Below are 16653 nucleotides of genomic sequence, written 5' to 3' on the forward strand. Positions count from 1 at the left end.
TTGCGAGGAGGAACGACGTGGCAATCGCGAACTTCACAGGGCAGACCTACAGAGTTCGCGATTGCTTCGTTTCCCGCAATGACACGTTAATACCAAACACCACAAGACATACAACCATGTCATTGCGAGGAGGAACGACGCGGCAATCGCGAACTTCACAGGGCAGACCTGCAGCGTTCGCGATTGCTTCGTTCCTCGCAATGACATGTTAATGCGCTATCGCTTAAAGCCATGCCTATTATCGAATTAGCCACTCATATCAATGCTCCAATCGCAAAGTGTTTCAACCTTGCCCGGAGTATCGATATCCATGTGGATTCGATGCAGCAAAGCGGAGAATCGGCAGTTGCCGGGCGCACCAGCGGCCTGATTGAGCTGGGCGAAACTGTTACTTGGCGGGCAAAGCATTTTGGCATATGGCAAACCTTAACTTCAAAGATTACCGAAATGGAATACCCCAATTACTTTACCGACGAAATGGTACAAGGGGCATTTAAGAACTTCAGGCACGAGCATTATTTTTATCCCATCAATAACCAAACCCTGATGAAAGACATTTTTATGTTTGATGCACCGTTGGGTTTCCTAGGAATTATAGCTAATTTCCTGTTTTTGGAAAGATATATGTGCAACTTGCTGCAACAACGGAACGAGGTGATAAAACAGGTAGCGGAAGCCCACCGGCCCCCTGAGGGGGGAGTTGATTTGGACATATCTTTTTAATAAAAAAAATGTCATTTCGATAGAGCAAGGGGAGGAATAAGCGGTGGGGCGAAAGAGAAATCTTCTACACCCTGTATAGCTGGCTTTTGCATATCGTTCAAGATTTCTCCTCGTACCTCGTTCGAAATGACAACGCTTTTTAATATAAGAGGGAAAAAGCGGAGTTGGACCAGATTAATTATCATCCAAAATCTTTTTAATCACATAAAATCTTATAAATCGTGTTTAAATCAACTATACTTATCATTCCTGGCCTGGGCAATTCCGGACCTGAACATTGGCAATCTATTTGGGAAAAGCAGTTTAATCTTATCCGCGTTGAGCAACGGGATTGGGAAACACCTGTTTGCGCCGATTGGATCAAAACACTTAACGATTATGTTAACCAACATAACCCTGCCGAAGTGATCCTGGCAGGCCATAGCCTTGCCTGTGCCACTATTGCCTATTGGGCCAGGGAATTTGACATTACCATAAAAGGAGCGCTGCTGGTTGCTCCCAGCGACACTGAGGCCGATACCTATCCCGAAGGCACTACCGGCTTTTCACCCGTACCGTTAATAAAGCTGCCGTTTAAGAGCATTGTAGTGATGAGCACCAACGATTACTATGTAAGCCCGGAACGTGCTCAATTATTTGCAGAAAGCTGGGGCAGCAAGCTTATCAGCATTGGCGATGCAACACATATTAACGCCTCATCAAATTTAGGCGAATGGGAAGAAGGATTGGCGTTGTTGAAGGAATTGGATAGTGATTAAACCTTTATCTGCCAATTGGGGAAATACGGGGATACTGAAAAGGAAATGACCTTTTAAAAAAAAGGCTGTCCTGCTGAGCCTGTCGAAGCATGTGGGCAAAGGCCTCTGCGCGCGCCCCTTCGACAAGCTCAGGGTGACCGACCCTTTTTGAATGCAAATACTTTGATAATAAATACGTCACAGGTCATGCTTAAAACATCTAATCTACGCCGCGCATATCCGATCTGCATAGTTTACTAATAAATCCTTCGTACCTCAGGATTGAACTTCCTTCAGCACCCTAATGCTAAGTATATTACATGTGGTCTACCTGTCCTGTGGGGTCCTGAAACAAGTTCAGGATGACTTCATTTTTATAACTTGCCATAGGTAACGAGGAATGACAAAAATATTTCAACAAAAAGGCCCGGCTATTTCAACAACAGCCGGGCCTTTCAAGTATCGTGATAATATTACCTGATAATATTAAACAACCTGCTCCACCTGATCTTGCTCAGGAAGGAGGCCTGGTCATCAATACTCATCCAGATGAAGAGCGCCTTGCCTACAATGTGATCTTCGGGTACAAAACCCCAGAAACGAGAATCTTCGGAATTATGGCGGTTATCCCCCATCATAAAATAGTAGTTAAGCTTAAAGGTGTAGCTATCGGCTTTTTTGCCGTTGATCATAATATCTTTCCCTACTACCTCTACTTTGTTACCCTCGTAAATCTCTATCGCGCGACCATAAACCGGGAACGTTAAGCTATCCAGCTTCACTGTCCAACCTTTTTTGGGAACTATAATCGGACCAAAATTATCCGGATTCCAAACAAAATTAGGGAAGTTTGGCGTGATTTTATAGTTAGGGAATTTTGCAGGGAAAACAGAGTAATTAGCATCTGGTGAACCGGCAGGTGTAATTTCGGGAGTTACCGATTTAATATTTGAATATCCTTTTAAAGTTTTTGCCGATGATGCCGTTGTATTGGTTGTAAACTCATTGGTCTTATCGCTGTTGATATCTTCCAGGTGCAAATCGGAAGTAAGCTGAGGGTTCAGCGGCGTTCCATCGTACTTAACCCTGTAAGTCATTTCACCGTTTACAGGTGTAGTTTCCGTTTTGCCGTTTATAAAAACCTGCGCGTTAACAATACTTAATGTATCGCCGGGTGTACCCTGGCAGCGTTTAATAAAATTTTCGCGTTTATCAACAGGCCTGTACAAAGGCGAATCGGCATCCATAGGGTAATTAAATACCACAACGTCGCCTTTTTTAATATCACTTAGGCCAGGTAAGCGGTAGTATGGCAGCTCGATACCATCCCAGTAAGCTTTGGTATTTATGAGTGGCATGGTGTGGTGCGCAAAAGGGAATGCAACAGGTGTCATCGGTAAACGGGCACCATAGTTAACCTTGCTTACAAACAGGTAATCGCCAATAAGTAACGAGCTTTCCATCGATGCACTCGGGATCACATAAGCTTCAATAAAAAGCGTACGGATCATAGTGGCCGCTATTACCGCGAAAATAATGGCATCGGCCCATTCACGTGTAGGCGTTTTTTTAAGCGCCTTTTTATATTTCTCCCTAAACTCCGGACTTGCCGACAAGCCCAAATATTTTGTGTCCTTATCAAATCCCCACTTTGGTAAAAATATAAATGAAAATGCAACGGCGCCTATATGATCAAGCAAGGCAAATTTGCCGTATGATTTTACAAAATCAACAATGATACCTATTAATACCAGGATATTGATGCCCGGCAATAACATCAGCGCCAGCCACCACATGGGTCTGCCGCTTAGTTTCAACATCACATAAATATTATAGATGGGCACAAGGCCTTCCCAGCCTGGTCGGCCAGCTTTTTCAAATAATTTGTATAAGCCTATGTAAGGCAGAACTATCAATAATAAAACCCCGATTACAATATTCACTATAAGTTATTTTAATTTTCTAATTAATGTATCCCTCTAAATAACCTGTTCCAGCGTATTTTATTTACAAATGATGCGGTGCTATCCACACTCAACCAGGTAAATAAAGCTTTGCCTACTACATGATCCTCTGGCAAAAAGCCCCAGTAACGCGAATCTGTTGAATTATGGCGGTTATCACCCATCATCCAGTAGTAATTCATTTTAAAGGTGTAAGTATCGGCTTTTTTTCCGTTTATAAAAACATCATTGCCTACTACTTTTACAGTATTGTGCTCATAAATGGCAATAGCCCTGCCATAAATTGGAAACGTAAGGCTATCAAGTTTAACTGTCCAGCCTTTTTTTGGGATAATAACCGGTCCAAAGTTATCAACGTTCCAACCGTATCTTGGCATGGCGCCTATTTTATAATCCGGGTGCGATAGCGGATAAACCGGGTTCAGGTCATCAACTAAACCTTTTATGGCAACATCTGGCGTAACCGATTTAATGTTCGAAAATCCTTTTAATTTATTTGCCGATGCTACGGTTGTATTGGCTTTAAAATCGGTGTTGTTGATTACCGCGATATCAGTTAAATGAAGTTCGTTGATCAACTCCGGGTTAATAGCGCTGCCGTCCGACTTAATTACGTAGGTCATTTCGCCGGTTACAGATGTTAGCTCGGGTTTTCCATTGATATAAACCTGCGCCTGGGCCAAACTTAATGTATCGCCGGGCGTACCCTGGCAACGCTTAATGATATTTTCACGTCTATCCACCGGGCGGTAATACGGCGAATCGGCCTCCATAGGTAAATTAAATACCACAACATCTCCTTTTTTAATATCACTAAAACCCGGCAGGCGGTAATATGGCAGTTGTAAACCGCTCCAGTATGATTTTATATCTGTATAAGGGATATTGTGTGCAGTAAACGGGATAGCAAACGGCGTTATTGGCATACGCGCGCCATAGTTTACTTTACTTACAAACAGGTAATCGCCAATGAGCAGCGAACTTTCCATAGATCCGCTGGGGATTACGTAGGCCTCAATAAAAAGTGTACGGATCAGGGTTGCAGCTATAACAGCAAAAACAATGGCATCAGCCCATTCACGAACAGGGCCTTTTTTCTTTTTTACTTTGCTTTTATCTTTTGTGAAAAACTTCATAAATGTGCAGTTTCAAATGTGCAAATATGCAGATGACCGATTTCATATATGCAGATTACAAATTTGTTAATTTTTTAGGTGACTATAATTTGTTAATTAACCCTAAGACTATCATGTAAGCAATATGTTACCTGGTTAGATGTGCAAATTGCAGATGCCGGCTCTGTATAGTTCGCGATTGCTTCGTTCCTACCCATGACGTATTTGCTAAAACTCCTTTTGTCATCCTGAGGAACGAAGGATCTACTCTCCACCATGCTTCTTCGCCCTGTACAGTTTGCAAATAGATCCTTCGTTCCTCAGGATGACAAACCTTTTTAACGTCATTTCCCCTTCAGAGGCCACCAGATTTTACCACTCGTAATGACATGGGGCTTCCATCATCTGCATATTTGCACATCTGAAATCTGCACATCTACTAATTAATCCAGCTCATCACCCGGTTCCATCTAATTTTATCGGCAAATGGAGATGTTTCATCCCAGCTCATCCACACAAACAAGGCTTTACCTACAATATGATCTTCTGGCACAAAACCCCAAAAACGTGAATCTAATGAATTGTGGCGGTTATCACCCATCATCCAATAATAGTTCATTTTAAATGTATAGCTATCAGTTTTTTTACCGTTTATGCTAATGTTATTCCCGTTTACCTGCAGTTTATTATTTTCATATACCTCTATGGCCCGGCGATAGATTGGCAACGTAAAAGCATCCAACCTCACCGTCCAGCCCTTTTTGGGGACTATAATTGGGCCAAGGTTATCAACGTTCCACCGTTGATTGGCATCATGCGGAAATACCTCAGGATCATAAACGCCCCTAAATTGTATATCGGGCCGGATGTATTTGACATGGGGAACTTTTTTTAAAGCACTTGCCGACTGCTTTGACATGTTCATCATGTAATCAACATTAGTAAATGCCTGGATATCTGACAAGTGAAGATCATATTGCAATTTGGGACTGATGGCATTGCTATCAATATTAACCATGTATTGCATTTGGCCATGCGGCGGAGTAATAACAGGTTTGCCGTTCACATATACCTGTGCGCTAATTAAGCTAATTGTATCGCCGGCAACTGCCTGGCAACGCTTAATATAGTTTTCCTGTTTATCAACAGGTCTGTAATAAGGCGAATCTGCATCCATTGGATAATTAAAAACAACCACATCTCCCTTTTTTACCTCACTCAATCCGGGCAGCCTCAGGTAGGGCAGCTTTAAACCATCCCAGTAGGATTTTGTGCCTATATATGGCATCTTATTATGCGCAAAGGGGAATGACACCGGCGTCATGGGTAGGCGGGCTCCATAACTAAACTTACTTACAAAAAGGTAATCGCCAATCATAAGCGACCCTTCCATTGATGCAGACGGAATAGTGTAGGCTTCTATAAAAAACAGGCGAATGATGGTTGCCGCCAATACAGCAAAAAAGATAGCTTCTGACCACTCCCTTACCGATGATCTGCGTATAATGGGCTGATATTTTTCATGAAAATCATCACTTGCAGACTGGCCCAGGTAATGGGTATTTTTATCAAAACCCCATATTGGCAAAAAAACAAATGGTAAAATAATAGCTCCCGCAATATGGGTCATTTTTGTTTTACCAAATGATTTTATAAAATCGATAACTATACCAACGCCAATGATGATATATATCCCGGGGATGAAACACAGCAAAAGCCACCATAAGGGCCTTCCGCTAAGCTTCAACATCATATAGGTGCTGTAAATGGGTACTAGTGCCTCCCAGCCGGGTCGTCCTGCTTTTTGAAATAGTTTCCAAAGGCCAACATGCACTAATATTAATAAAGGGGCTAATATGGTATAAACCCCGATATAACCAGCTATTTCCATTTACTGCAGATGGAAATTAACTTTTAAAATCAAACATGGCCTCAACCGAATAAAATCCTTTTTTATTATGGATCCACTCGGCAGCAAGCACGGCGCCAAGGGCAAAACCGTTACGGTTATGGGCGGTATGCTTAAATTCAATGGTATCAACTTCGGAATCATAAATTACGGTATGCGTGCCGGGCACACTGTCAATCCGCATAGATTCTATCAACAGCTGATCTGGCTGAACATTTTCATCATCGTCACTATCATCGGTAGTTAAAACATTAACCCAATCTGATTTAGATTCCAGGTTATCAATGATCCCTTCGGCAATGGTTATGGCTGTTCCGCTTGGGGCATCCATTTTCTGAACGTGGTGAATTTCTTCAACCTGTACGTCATAATAAGGATAGTTATTCATCACTTTGGCAAGCATCCGGTTAATGTGGAAAAAAATATTAACCCCCACACTAAAGTTGGTAGCGTACATTAATGAATTGTTACCCGCTTCGCATTGCTGCTTCACCTGGTCCATTTTATCATACCAACCGGTGGTGCCTACCACAATGGGTACACCGGCATTAAAGCAATGCTCAATATTGCCCAACACAGATGCAGGCATAGTGAACTCAATTACAGCATCGGCCTTTTGAAGGTTTTCGGCAGTAAGCTCATGCAGGTTTTGATGATCAATGGTTAAAACAATTTCATGCTTGCGGCTAATGGCGATCTTTTCTATGATCTTGCCCATTTTTCCATAGCCAAGTAACGCTATCTTCATTTTTAATATTTATTGAATTAACAGCTAAGATATAAATGTGCCGTTAAAACGTAAAGGTAACTTTTATACCCGGAATATAGGAACCAAACGAACTTTGGGCATAAACCGGCTGGTTGATAACACTTGGAGTAACCCGGATAGCAAAATTATTATCAACCGTATATGCATTTATGAATTTTGCATCAATATAGGCATCAATAGTTTGTATTCCCCAGGCACCTAAAATACCCAATATACTTAAATCGCGGTTACGACGGTAGCCATCAAGCGCATCATATATATTTTGCGCAGGCACACCGGCAGCCGTATATGCCTTATATTCTGCATAATACTTGTCGGTAACTTTTGGTGTTACGCCATTTTTATAATAATGTGCCAGTACATTAAACTGGTTATAATATCCCTGGTTAAAGATCACTGCCGAAGCCAGCAGGCCAATCCCTCCATAAACAATTGGAACTTTCCACCAGCGGTGATTGTACAGCTGCCCCCAGCCAGGTATCATCAGCGAATGCATCACAGCTTTATGAGGACTATGGGTACTATCGGGATGATATTCCTTCTCCTTTTTTATAGGCGGCGCAAATGAACCCGGAGCTGTGCCGGTTGCCTTTTTAAAAGTATCTTTTTTAGCTACCGATGCGGTATCTGCCTTTTGCTGCGCTTTAACAGTAAAGGCACACGCCGTTAACATCCCAATAATTAACAAATATCTATACATTCTTTTTATAAAAAATAATAAAGCACTAACGCCACGCTATACAGCGCGTCATTTTTATCTTATTGCAAAGGTAATTTTTATACCCGGATTAAAAGAGCCCCCATGGCTTACTCCATACACCTGTTCACCAAGTACATCACTAACTGGTTTAACCGCCAAATTATTATCAATAGAAAATGTATTTATAAATTTGGCATCAATATAAGCATCAATAGCATTAATCGCCCACATGGCGGCCACACCCAAAATACAAATATCGCGGTTACGGCGCCAGCTTTCGGCCAAATCGCCCACTTCCCTGTCAGAAAATCCCTGGTAGTATCCGTACTCGGTTTTATACTTTACATATAAAGCGTGGTTAGGATTTTGTGGCGATGTTAACGCGGCCGAATAGATGTAATGCTTTAACCTGTACACTGCAATTAGCTGTGCATAGTTCTTTTGATTATATACCACATACCACAGCCGATCCCAAGAATCCTAAACCACCATAAATAATGGGTATTTTCCACCATCGATGATTATATAGCTGCCCCAAACCCGGTAACATTAACGAGCGAACTACAGCGGTATGTGACTTGTGCGGACTATCGGGATAATATTTTTTCTCTTTTCCTGCAAATAACCCAAAGGAGCCGGGCGCTCCTTCATTCTTGTTCTCAAATGCATCTTTTGAACTTAAAGATAACCTATGCAAATAAGGGGATTGCGCTTTAACAGTAAAAGTAATAATTGTGATAAACCCAATAACCAATGGATATTTATACATAAGGCAGGTAAATTATAAAATAAGCGTCAACAGGAATTTAGCCTGTTGAATAACCATAAACTGATTTGGCGGCCTATTATTATATCTGGGGTAGTATTATATAAACATATAAAAACAACGGTGATAAAAACATGGCCGATCTGCTCAAAGCCAGTGCATGGGTGTAGTTCTACGGGTAAAGACAACCCCATTATCACAAATTAAAAAGGCCGCATCATGTTATTTATGATACGGCCAATTATATAAGGATATTGTTAACTTTTACCAATCCAGCATCTCGAGGATACGGCCCAGGTCATCTTCTGAAAGAAAGGGAATTTCGATAACCCCATTGCCTTTGTTGCCTACTTTAAGTGTTACCCTTGTGCTAAACTTTGAAGACAGGTCGTCCTGGATTTTTTGTAGCTGATATGATACCGGCTCGGGTTGCTTGCCCTCTTTTTTTACCGGCGCCTTTTGCATATCACGAACCAACTCTTCTACCTTACGAACAGATAAACCTTGTTGAATAATATGCTGATGTAAATATAGTTGCTTGGCAGGATCATCAATATTTATAAGCGCCTTGGCATGGCCCATACTAAGCGCGCCATCGCGGATTGATGCCTGGATGCTTGGTGGCAATTTTAGTAAACGCAAATAATTGGTAACGGTCGAACGGTTTTTGCTCACCCTGTCGCCAAGTTCTTCCTGTTTAAGGTTACACTCCTCAATCATCCGTTGAAAACTCAAGGCCACCTCAATAGCATTCAGATTTTCGCGCTGAATATTTTCTATCAATGCCATTTCCAGCATTTGCTGATCATTGGCAGTACGCACATAAGCCGGGATCTGGGTTAGCCCAGCCAGTTTTGATGCCCGGAAACGGCGCTCCCCAGATATTAGCTGGTATTTATGTGCATTAATGCGCCTTACAGTTATTGGCTGTATCAATCCCTGCAATTTGATGGAATCGGCAAGCTCATTAAGCGCCTGCTCATCAAAATCAGTACGTGGCTGAAAGGGATTAACCTCAATTTCACTCAGACGAATTTCATTAACTGACCCCAGGCTATTAACCTCGGCAGCTGATGTTGATGCTTCCTGCTGTTCTTTATTTTTATTTTGGTAGGGTTGTACGTTTACAGAGTCATTCAACAGCGCACTTAATCCTTTGCCCAAGGCATTTCTTCTTTCATTACTCATCTACTATACTGTTGCTGTTGCCGTTACTGTTTCGCTTTTTACAAGACCATTCTTTTGAATAATTTCGCGGGCCAGATTTAAATAATTAATTGCCCCCTTACAGGTGGCATCATGCATAATAACCGATACGCCAAAGCTTGGCGCTTCGCTTAAACGGGTGTTACGCTGTATAATGGTATCAAAAACCATATCCTCAAAATGTGTTTTCACCTCATCAACCACCTGGTTGCTCAGACGTAAACGCACATCATACATGGTTAACAAAATACCTTCAATCTCCAGTTGCGGGTTAAGGCGCGACTGAACTATTTTAATAGTATTTAACAACTTACCCAATCCTTCCAATGCAAAATACTCGCATTGTACAGGTATAATTACCGAATCGGCAGCGGTTAAGGCATTAATGGTAATTAAACCTAATGAAGGCGAGCAATCAATAATGATAAAATCATATTCATTGCGTACCGCTTCAAAAACCTGTTTCATTTTGTATTCGCGGCCGCTCAGGTTAATCATTTCTATCTCGGCACCTACCAGGTCAATATGAGCAGGCAGTAGATCGAGGTTTGGAGTTTCGGTTTTCTGGATAGCCTCATGAGGATCAACCTGGTTGATGATACACTCATAAATACTATTCTTTATATTACGGGGATCAAAACCTATCCCTGATGTGGAATTTGCCTGTGGATCGGCATCAACCAATAGTGTTTTAAAATCTAACACGGCCAAACTTGCAGCCAGATTTATAGATGATGTAGTTTTCCCTACGCCACCTTTCTGGTTGGCTAAAGCAATAATTTTACTCATTCTATATGTTCAAAATTTGATATTACAATGATTTATAGTAACGTAAAGTAGCTTCAGAAATTTCTACTTTCGTAAAGTTTTTATCCCGTGATAAAGATACGAAATTAAACAATTAGGAAATCCACAGGTTTAGTCAATTTACAAACATATTCGTTTAATTAGTGAATTAATGATAGCGTGAATTAGTGATTTGCTTAAGCACTGATAATTAAGGATTAAGCTATTATAAATTCATTCAAATTCAAAAATACTAACTCGCTAATTCACTAACTCACTAATTAAAAAGAATGATAACCATCATAGCATCAACCAACAGACCGGGCAGTTCAACACTAAAAATGGCTAAATATTACCAGGAGCAACTGCAGGAAAAGGGGGTTGAAGCTAATTTGTTATCGTTAGAAGATTTACCACCAAACCTGTTACAAACAGACCTATATGGTAAAAGAAGCCCTGAATTTGCCGAAATTCAAAAGCTGATAACTGACACTGATAAGTTTTTATTTATAATACCTGAATATAACGGCAGCTATCCCGGTGTGCTTAAAGTATTTATTGATGCCTGCGATTTCCCCGAAAGTTTCTACGATAAAAAGGCAGCATTGGTAGGCGTATCATCAGGCAAGTACGGTAACATCCGCGGGATAGATCATTTTACAGGTGTTTGTCATTATGTACACCTTAACGTGATGCCTCTAAAACTGCATATATCAGCCATCCACAAGGAATTTGACAAAAACGGCCAGCTTTTACATGCCGATACATTGAAGTTTACCGACGAGCAAATAGACAAGTTTATTAAGTTTTGATCATTCGCTCTTACTCCATAAATATCTTCCTTAATTAACAATTAATACCCACCCCGTTAGCTTTGGCGAGCCTAATTTAAGATCGATAATATAGTAATACGTACCCGAGGGTAGCTTGGCACCGTTGTAAGTACCTTTCCAGGGCTTGTCATAACCAATACTTTTAAATACCTGTTGCCCGTAACGATTAAATACGGTAAGTAAACTTTGGGGATAAGTTACCAGCGCTTCAATATCCCAAAAATCATTATAACCATCTCCATTTGGAGAAAACGCGTTGGGTATAACAATCTTGTGATAAACCTTTACAAAAACACTGCTGGTAGCTTCACCACAATTTTGCGCCGAACTCACTGTAAGGTGATAGGTGATATCATCAGCGGGGGTAGCAATGGGGTTAAGCACATGCGGATCACTAAGCCCGGTTGCGGGCGTCCAATTAAAAATATTGGCATTTTGGGCTGTTCCGTTTAGCATTACCGATTGGCCCTCAAATATTTTCTTGTCAGCTCCGGCATCGGCCGATGGATTTCCTAATACATTTACTGTTACCGTTTTGGTATCTGAACAATCATTAGCATTGCGTACTGTAACCGCATAAGTAGTCGTTTCGGTTGGGTTTGCAACCGGATTACTGGATGCGGGGTCAGACAAACCGGCCGCAGGGCTCCAACTGTAACTTGTAGCTCCCGGCGCCGAAGCGCTTATGGTAACCGAATTTCCTTTGCAAACAGTTGCTGTATTGCTTACCGTAATTATCGGCTTTAAATTAACAGTAACCGGAAATGTGTTTGAAGAAGAAGTACAACCACTCGCTGATGTTACATCAACCGAATAATTACCCTGGATTGCAGGTGTAATATTTTCAAGTTGCAATGGGTTCTGATTTTTGTTAACCTGGGTTATGCCAGGCCCATGCCATTCATAAACTACCCCTCCTGTCGCATTAAGTGTTAAGGCACCTCCTTCGCATGCAGCAGCAGGCTCAATATGTGGCACCACCGGCTTAGGATTTACTGTAATGGTAAGCGGCTCGGAATAAGTACGGCATGTTAGCGAATTTATGTTTTCTGCTTCGGCGGCGGCAATTCTGTATTGATAACTGCCGACCGTCATATCCGGGGTAGTTGTAACCTTCAAAATATTGCCGGTTTCATTTAATATATCTACCCATGCACCTCCATCAGCCTTCCGTTGCCATTGCCTGCGGACATCATCATAACCCTCGCCTATCTGTGCAACTAAATTATAGACATGGCTTTCGCCTATACATACATTTTGTGGCTCGGTTGCAGTTATACTATTAAACCCTAATTGAATGACCGGACCACAAGCCCTGAATGCAATATCATCCAGCAGCAAATCATTGCCATTTCCGCCGGGGGCCTGGTTCTCTATTTTTAATACTACCTTATCTATATTACCGGGAGTTGCAAAAGTCACACTACATTTTACCCACCCAGGTGTTGTTGTGGGGTCAATAGTTTTGGTAATGGTAGCTAAAGGGGCTCCAGTTATTGTTTCAATGGTAAACTTTAATTTGGGTTGATTGGCGCCACCGCTTGCCGCCGGGGTAAGCAAATTAAGCACATATGCCGAAAACTCATAGGTGGTTTTTTGGCACAAGGGAACATCGGTTACCTGTTTAAAAAACTCACTGGCGTCATATGATGCATTAATAAACATCATATAACCATTAGGATCGCCTGTATGATCTTGAGGAACCGAAAACCAGTTCCCGGGAATACAATTTGAGCCGCCATTTTTCACATCTGTGCTGTTTACAATGGTATAAAAATTATCATCTGGACAGCCTGCTACATAAAGCATGGTAGAATAAGGCGACGGCGGACCAAAGTTTGCACCCGCACCAAAAGTTACATTAATAACAGGATCGCCCAGACTGCCTTTACAGATTACGGGATCTTGCGCTTTAACACGATTAAGCGCCATTGCAAATAGAAGCAGCAATAATAATTTTAGGGTATAAGACCGCATTAATAGATTTAGCTTGAAACGCTATCTTCCAAAAGTATATTTTTTTATTGATGGATAGGATATAATTAACGCACAATTACATCACATCCAAATACTTAAAAGCAGTTTATTACCAAAACCAACCACGGCCTAAAAAAATTAATTAACAGAAGAAACCGGCTAAATTAAAAAGAAATTCTATCTGAAAAAGGATACGACTGCAGGGCAATCACAGCTATAAGGCGTCCCTTACTCCTTCTCATAACCCTTATGCACAATTAAAAAGCTGGCGCGTTCTTCTTTGTGGAAAGGAATATTCCAGTTACCCTGGTAAGTAATTTTGATGGGCAGCAACTGGCCATTAAAATTATTAAGCTCGATGTTCATCTGCACATTAAAATCAAAGAACATATTGCTGAATTTCATATCAATGTAACGCCCAAGAATTTCGAAGGTGCGCTCATCAAAAATGGTGGTCATTTCCTTAATCATGGTGTCCCCATCTGATGTGCTTGGCTTGCATCTCACTTTAAAGCGATAAACGGGAATAGTATCCAGGTACTTACCACGGGCAAACTCATAAAAGTAAAATTCGCGCATGTCTTTGGAAAAGATCTCTGTTTTACTCCCTATAAAAGGAATCCCCTTAACCTTGCGACCGGGGGTGAATATCAGTGTCTTTAATTTATCCTTATAGCTTTCGTTCTTTCCGCCTGTACCCGGCAGTTCATCACCCTTCACAAAATCGGAGTTGTAGGCATTCTGGAAAATAAAGTCGAACATCTCCACCGTGTACAACTGGTACTTGCCATTCTTTTTATAAACAGAGCCACTATCCTGCTTAGCAAAATATTCTATTTTATGCTGACCAACAACATTACTGTGGCGAAGCTTTCGATAAACCTTGCCATCAACTTTATTTTTTTTATCATAAGTATAAATGCGATTTTCGGCAGTAAAAGCATAGGCTTTCATATTCTGAAAAGCCTTGTAAAAACTGGTATCGGCCATTACCGCGTCTATAAAATCCTGTGCACGAAGCTTATGCGACCGAATATCAACCAATGAGTCGATAACGATGGTACGGATGGTATCGGGATTAAAGCGTTGTATTTGCTGGGAGAAGGCAAAACTGCTAACAATAGTAAATCCTACAACTAATAATAATTTCTTCATCACACTATTAACATTTTATCTAAGGGAACAGTTACGATTATTCCCATGTTATTGCGTAGAACCCCAGACTTACGAAGTTTTAAAAACTTCGTAAGTCTTTCGCCGCTTGCCATTCCCTCTTCCAAGCCCCCTGGATTTTATCAATCCCTATGACGTTTTTTTGAAAAACCTTTTGTCATCCTGAACGCAGTGAAGGATCTGCTCGCCTCCATGTTACTTCGCCCTGTAAACTCTGCGAATAGATCCTTCGTTCCTCAGGATGACAAATCTTTTAATTTTTCACCCTTTATCTATTTCTAATTCCCCAACTGCTTAATGGCCAGATAAGCCATTAGCCCGGTGCTTATTTTAAACGCGTCTTCTTCCACATCAAAGGTGGGTGTATGTACCGATGAGGTAATACCACGGGCTTCGTTACGGGTTCCCAGGCGATAAAAACAGCTATCTGCTGCCTGCGAGTAATAGGCAAAATCTTCAGCAGCCATCCAGATGTCAAGATCAAGTACGTTTTCTTTACCTAAGTAGTCTTCAGCGTGGCCACGGGTAGCATGGGTAAGTACTTCTTCGTTGATCAGGAACGGGTAACCGCGCATAATATTAAACTCGCAGCTGCCTCCCATACTTTCAGCCATGCCTTCTGCCATTTTTTTCATGCGTTTATGGGCTTCTTCGCGCCATTTTTCATCCATGGTACGGAAGGTACCTTCCAGGTAAACCTCGTTAGGGATCACATTGGTGGCACCATTGGCTATTACTTTGCCAAATGACAATACCGAAGGGCTTTTAGGATCAGCAAAACGGCTCACTACCTGTTGCAGCGCGGTTAATATGTGGGCGGTGATAATTACCGGGTCTATATTTTGTTGTGGCTGGGCGCCATGGCCGCCTTTGCCTTTAACGGTAACATATATTTCATCTGTTGACGCCATGTATTTACCGGCACGAAAACCCACCTTACCAGCTTCAATCAAAGGCATTACATGCTGCCCTAATACAGCCTGCGGTTTTGGATTTTCAAGTACACCTTCTTTAATCATGATGCTTGCACCACCGGGAAGTTTCTCTTCGGCTGGTTGAAATATCAACTTAACCGTTCCGCCAAACTGGCTTTTCAATTCGGTTAAAATACGTGCTGTACCTAATAACGATGATGTATGCGCATCATGGCCGCAAGCGTGCATTACGCCTATATTTTTCGATTTATAGGGCACATCATTAGCTTCTGTAATAGGCAAAGCGTCCATATCGGCACGCAGGGCCACTACTCTATCAGATGGGAGATCGCCTTTTATCAGGGCCACCAAACCTGTGTCGGCCATTTTTTGATATTCCAAACCCAGTTCTTCCAACTTGCCGGCCACAAAACCAGAAGTTTGTTGCTCATGGAAAGAGAGCTCTGGATTGGCATGCAGGTGGCGGCGGTTGGCTACCACATCATCAAATATTTTTTGTGATAAATCCTGTATTTTTTCTTTAATCATCGTTGGCATCAGCTTTAGGTAGATTTATTTTTTCGGATATGATGAACAGGCTCGAAAACGAGGCTCTGAGTTCCTGCATCAGTTTTTGGGCTTCCAGGCGAGTCCTGAAATCGCCTGCACGAACTTTAAAATTGGGTTCGCTATAAAGAATATAGGTGCGCAGTTCGGGATATTCGCGTTGCAGCCGGGCCTGGGCACTGTAAGCTTCCTGCCTGCTGGATCCACTGAAGAACTGTACCCGGTAACCATACGATGAGGATACCCCAGGTGCAATCCCGGTTTCTTTATTTAAAGTAAAGCGTTTGGCTATCAGTGTATCAACCAATGGATCTTTAACTACTTCAACCTTGCCACGGGTTTGGGCAAAGGTTTGGGCAGAGGCCGCAATCAGCATAAAAAAAAAGCAGTATTTGATGAAGGCTGGTTTAGCTTTATGATCAAATACTGCTTTTTTCATGGTTAATATAATTAAAAACCGTCATTGCGAGGAACGAAGCAATCCCCGATTTACAGAGCGGATCTGCATAGTTAG

16 protein-coding genes are annotated in these 16653 nt (G+C 41.7%); 3 read left to right on the forward strand and 13 right to left on the reverse strand.

The features are described 5' to 3' along the window. Positions 1-231: 231 nt before the first annotated feature. Both AC1D0K_RS26315 and AC1D0K_RS26320 read left to right on the forward strand, forming a co-directional pair. Positions 232-723: an SRPBCC family protein gene (locus AC1D0K_RS26315; protein WP_477398561.1), complete on the forward strand. Its 492-nt coding sequence runs from the start codon at positions 232-234 to the stop codon at positions 721-723. Between the two features lie 221 nt (positions 724-944). Then, the gene (locus AC1D0K_RS26320) at positions 945-1481 is read left to right on the forward strand and encodes an RBBP9/YdeN family alpha/beta hydrolase (protein ID WP_477442068.1); all 537 of its coding nucleotides are present in this window, start codon (positions 945-947) and stop codon (positions 1479-1481) included. Between the two features lie 452 nt (positions 1482-1933). On the opposite strand, the gene lepB (AC1D0K_RS26325) is transcribed toward AC1D0K_RS26320, so the two are convergent. The 9 genes from lepB (AC1D0K_RS26325) to AC1D0K_RS26365 all read right to left on the reverse strand — a co-directional run bounded on the left by lepB (AC1D0K_RS26325) (position 1934) and on the right by AC1D0K_RS26365 (position 10678). Further along, entirely contained in the window at positions 1934-3406 is a 1473-nt protein-coding gene (gene lepB / locus AC1D0K_RS26325) for a signal peptidase I (protein ID WP_477398576.1), read from the reverse strand. A gap of 20 nt (positions 3407-3426) precedes the next feature. Then, a complete protein-coding gene (lepB, locus tag AC1D0K_RS26330; RefSeq protein ID WP_477398557.1) occupies positions 3427-4560 on the reverse strand; it encodes a signal peptidase I in 1134 nt (377 codons plus the stop codon). A gap of 418 nt (positions 4561-4978) precedes the next feature. After that, entirely contained in the window at positions 4979-6430 is a 1452-nt protein-coding gene (gene lepB / locus AC1D0K_RS26335) for a signal peptidase I (protein WP_477395496.1), read from the reverse strand. A 16-nt stretch (positions 6431-6446) separates the two neighbouring features. After that, on the reverse strand, positions 6447-7196 hold the full coding sequence (dapB, locus tag AC1D0K_RS26340; protein ID WP_295713464.1) for a 4-hydroxy-tetrahydrodipicolinate reductase: 750 nt from the start codon (positions 7194-7196) through the stop codon (positions 6447-6449). Positions 7197-7239: 43 nt separating this feature from the next. Further along, positions 7240-7917, reverse strand: coding sequence for a DUF5683 domain-containing protein (locus AC1D0K_RS26345; RefSeq protein WP_477395498.1), 678 nt, complete (start codon positions 7915-7917; stop codon positions 7240-7242). A gap of 54 nt (positions 7918-7971) precedes the next feature. Beyond that, entirely contained in the window at positions 7972-8334 is a 363-nt protein-coding gene (locus AC1D0K_RS26350; RefSeq protein ID WP_477395500.1) for a DUF5683 domain-containing protein, read from the reverse strand. A gap of 28 nt (positions 8335-8362) precedes the next feature. Beyond that, positions 8363-8686 carry a DUF5683 domain-containing protein gene (locus AC1D0K_RS26355; RefSeq protein ID WP_477395502.1) on the reverse strand — a complete coding sequence of 108 codons (324 nt, stop codon included), beginning with the start codon at positions 8684-8686 and terminating at the stop codon, positions 8363-8365. A 261-nt stretch (positions 8687-8947) separates the two neighbouring features. Next, positions 8948-9871 carry a ParB/RepB/Spo0J family partition protein gene (locus AC1D0K_RS26360; RefSeq protein WP_477395504.1) on the reverse strand — a complete coding sequence of 308 codons (924 nt, stop codon included), beginning with the start codon at positions 9869-9871 and terminating at the stop codon, positions 8948-8950. A gap of 3 nt (positions 9872-9874) precedes the next feature. Then, positions 9875-10678: a ParA family protein gene (locus AC1D0K_RS26365; protein ID WP_295713475.1), complete on the reverse strand. Its 804-nt coding sequence runs from the start codon at positions 10676-10678 to the stop codon at positions 9875-9877. Positions 10679-10965: 287 nt separating this feature from the next. On the opposite strand from AC1D0K_RS26365, the gene AC1D0K_RS26370 reads away from it, so the two are divergent. Further along, positions 10966-11487 (forward strand): NADPH-dependent FMN reductase, encoded by a 522-nt coding sequence (locus AC1D0K_RS26370; RefSeq protein ID WP_477395507.1) that lies wholly within the window; start codon positions 10966-10968, stop codon positions 11485-11487. A gap of 30 nt (positions 11488-11517) precedes the next feature. Here the strand turns inward: AC1D0K_RS26370 and AC1D0K_RS26375 are convergent, their stop codons facing one another. The 4 genes from AC1D0K_RS26375 to AC1D0K_RS26390 form a co-directional block, all read right to left on the reverse strand. Then, complete coding sequence (locus AC1D0K_RS26375) at positions 11518-13485, reverse strand: T9SS type B sorting domain-containing protein (RefSeq protein ID WP_477442070.1); 1968 nt, start codon at positions 13483-13485, stop codon at positions 11518-11520. Positions 13486-13713: 228 nt separating this feature from the next. Further along, entirely contained in the window at positions 13714-14640 is a 927-nt protein-coding gene (locus AC1D0K_RS26380; RefSeq protein ID WP_477395511.1) for a hypothetical protein, read from the reverse strand. Between the two features lie 296 nt (positions 14641-14936). Next, positions 14937-16121, reverse strand: coding sequence for a M20 metallopeptidase family protein (locus tag AC1D0K_RS26385; RefSeq protein WP_295713536.1), 1185 nt, complete (start codon positions 16119-16121; stop codon positions 14937-14939). After that, a complete protein-coding gene (locus AC1D0K_RS26390; protein WP_477395514.1) occupies positions 16114-16578 on the reverse strand; it encodes an SPOR domain-containing protein in 465 nt (154 codons plus the stop codon). Before AC1D0K_RS26390 ends, AC1D0K_RS26385 begins: the two co-directional genes overlap by 8 nt. Positions 16579-16653 lie beyond the last annotated feature (75 nt).

It is taken from the genome of Mucilaginibacter sp. P1_A3 (genome assembly GCF_056406855.1).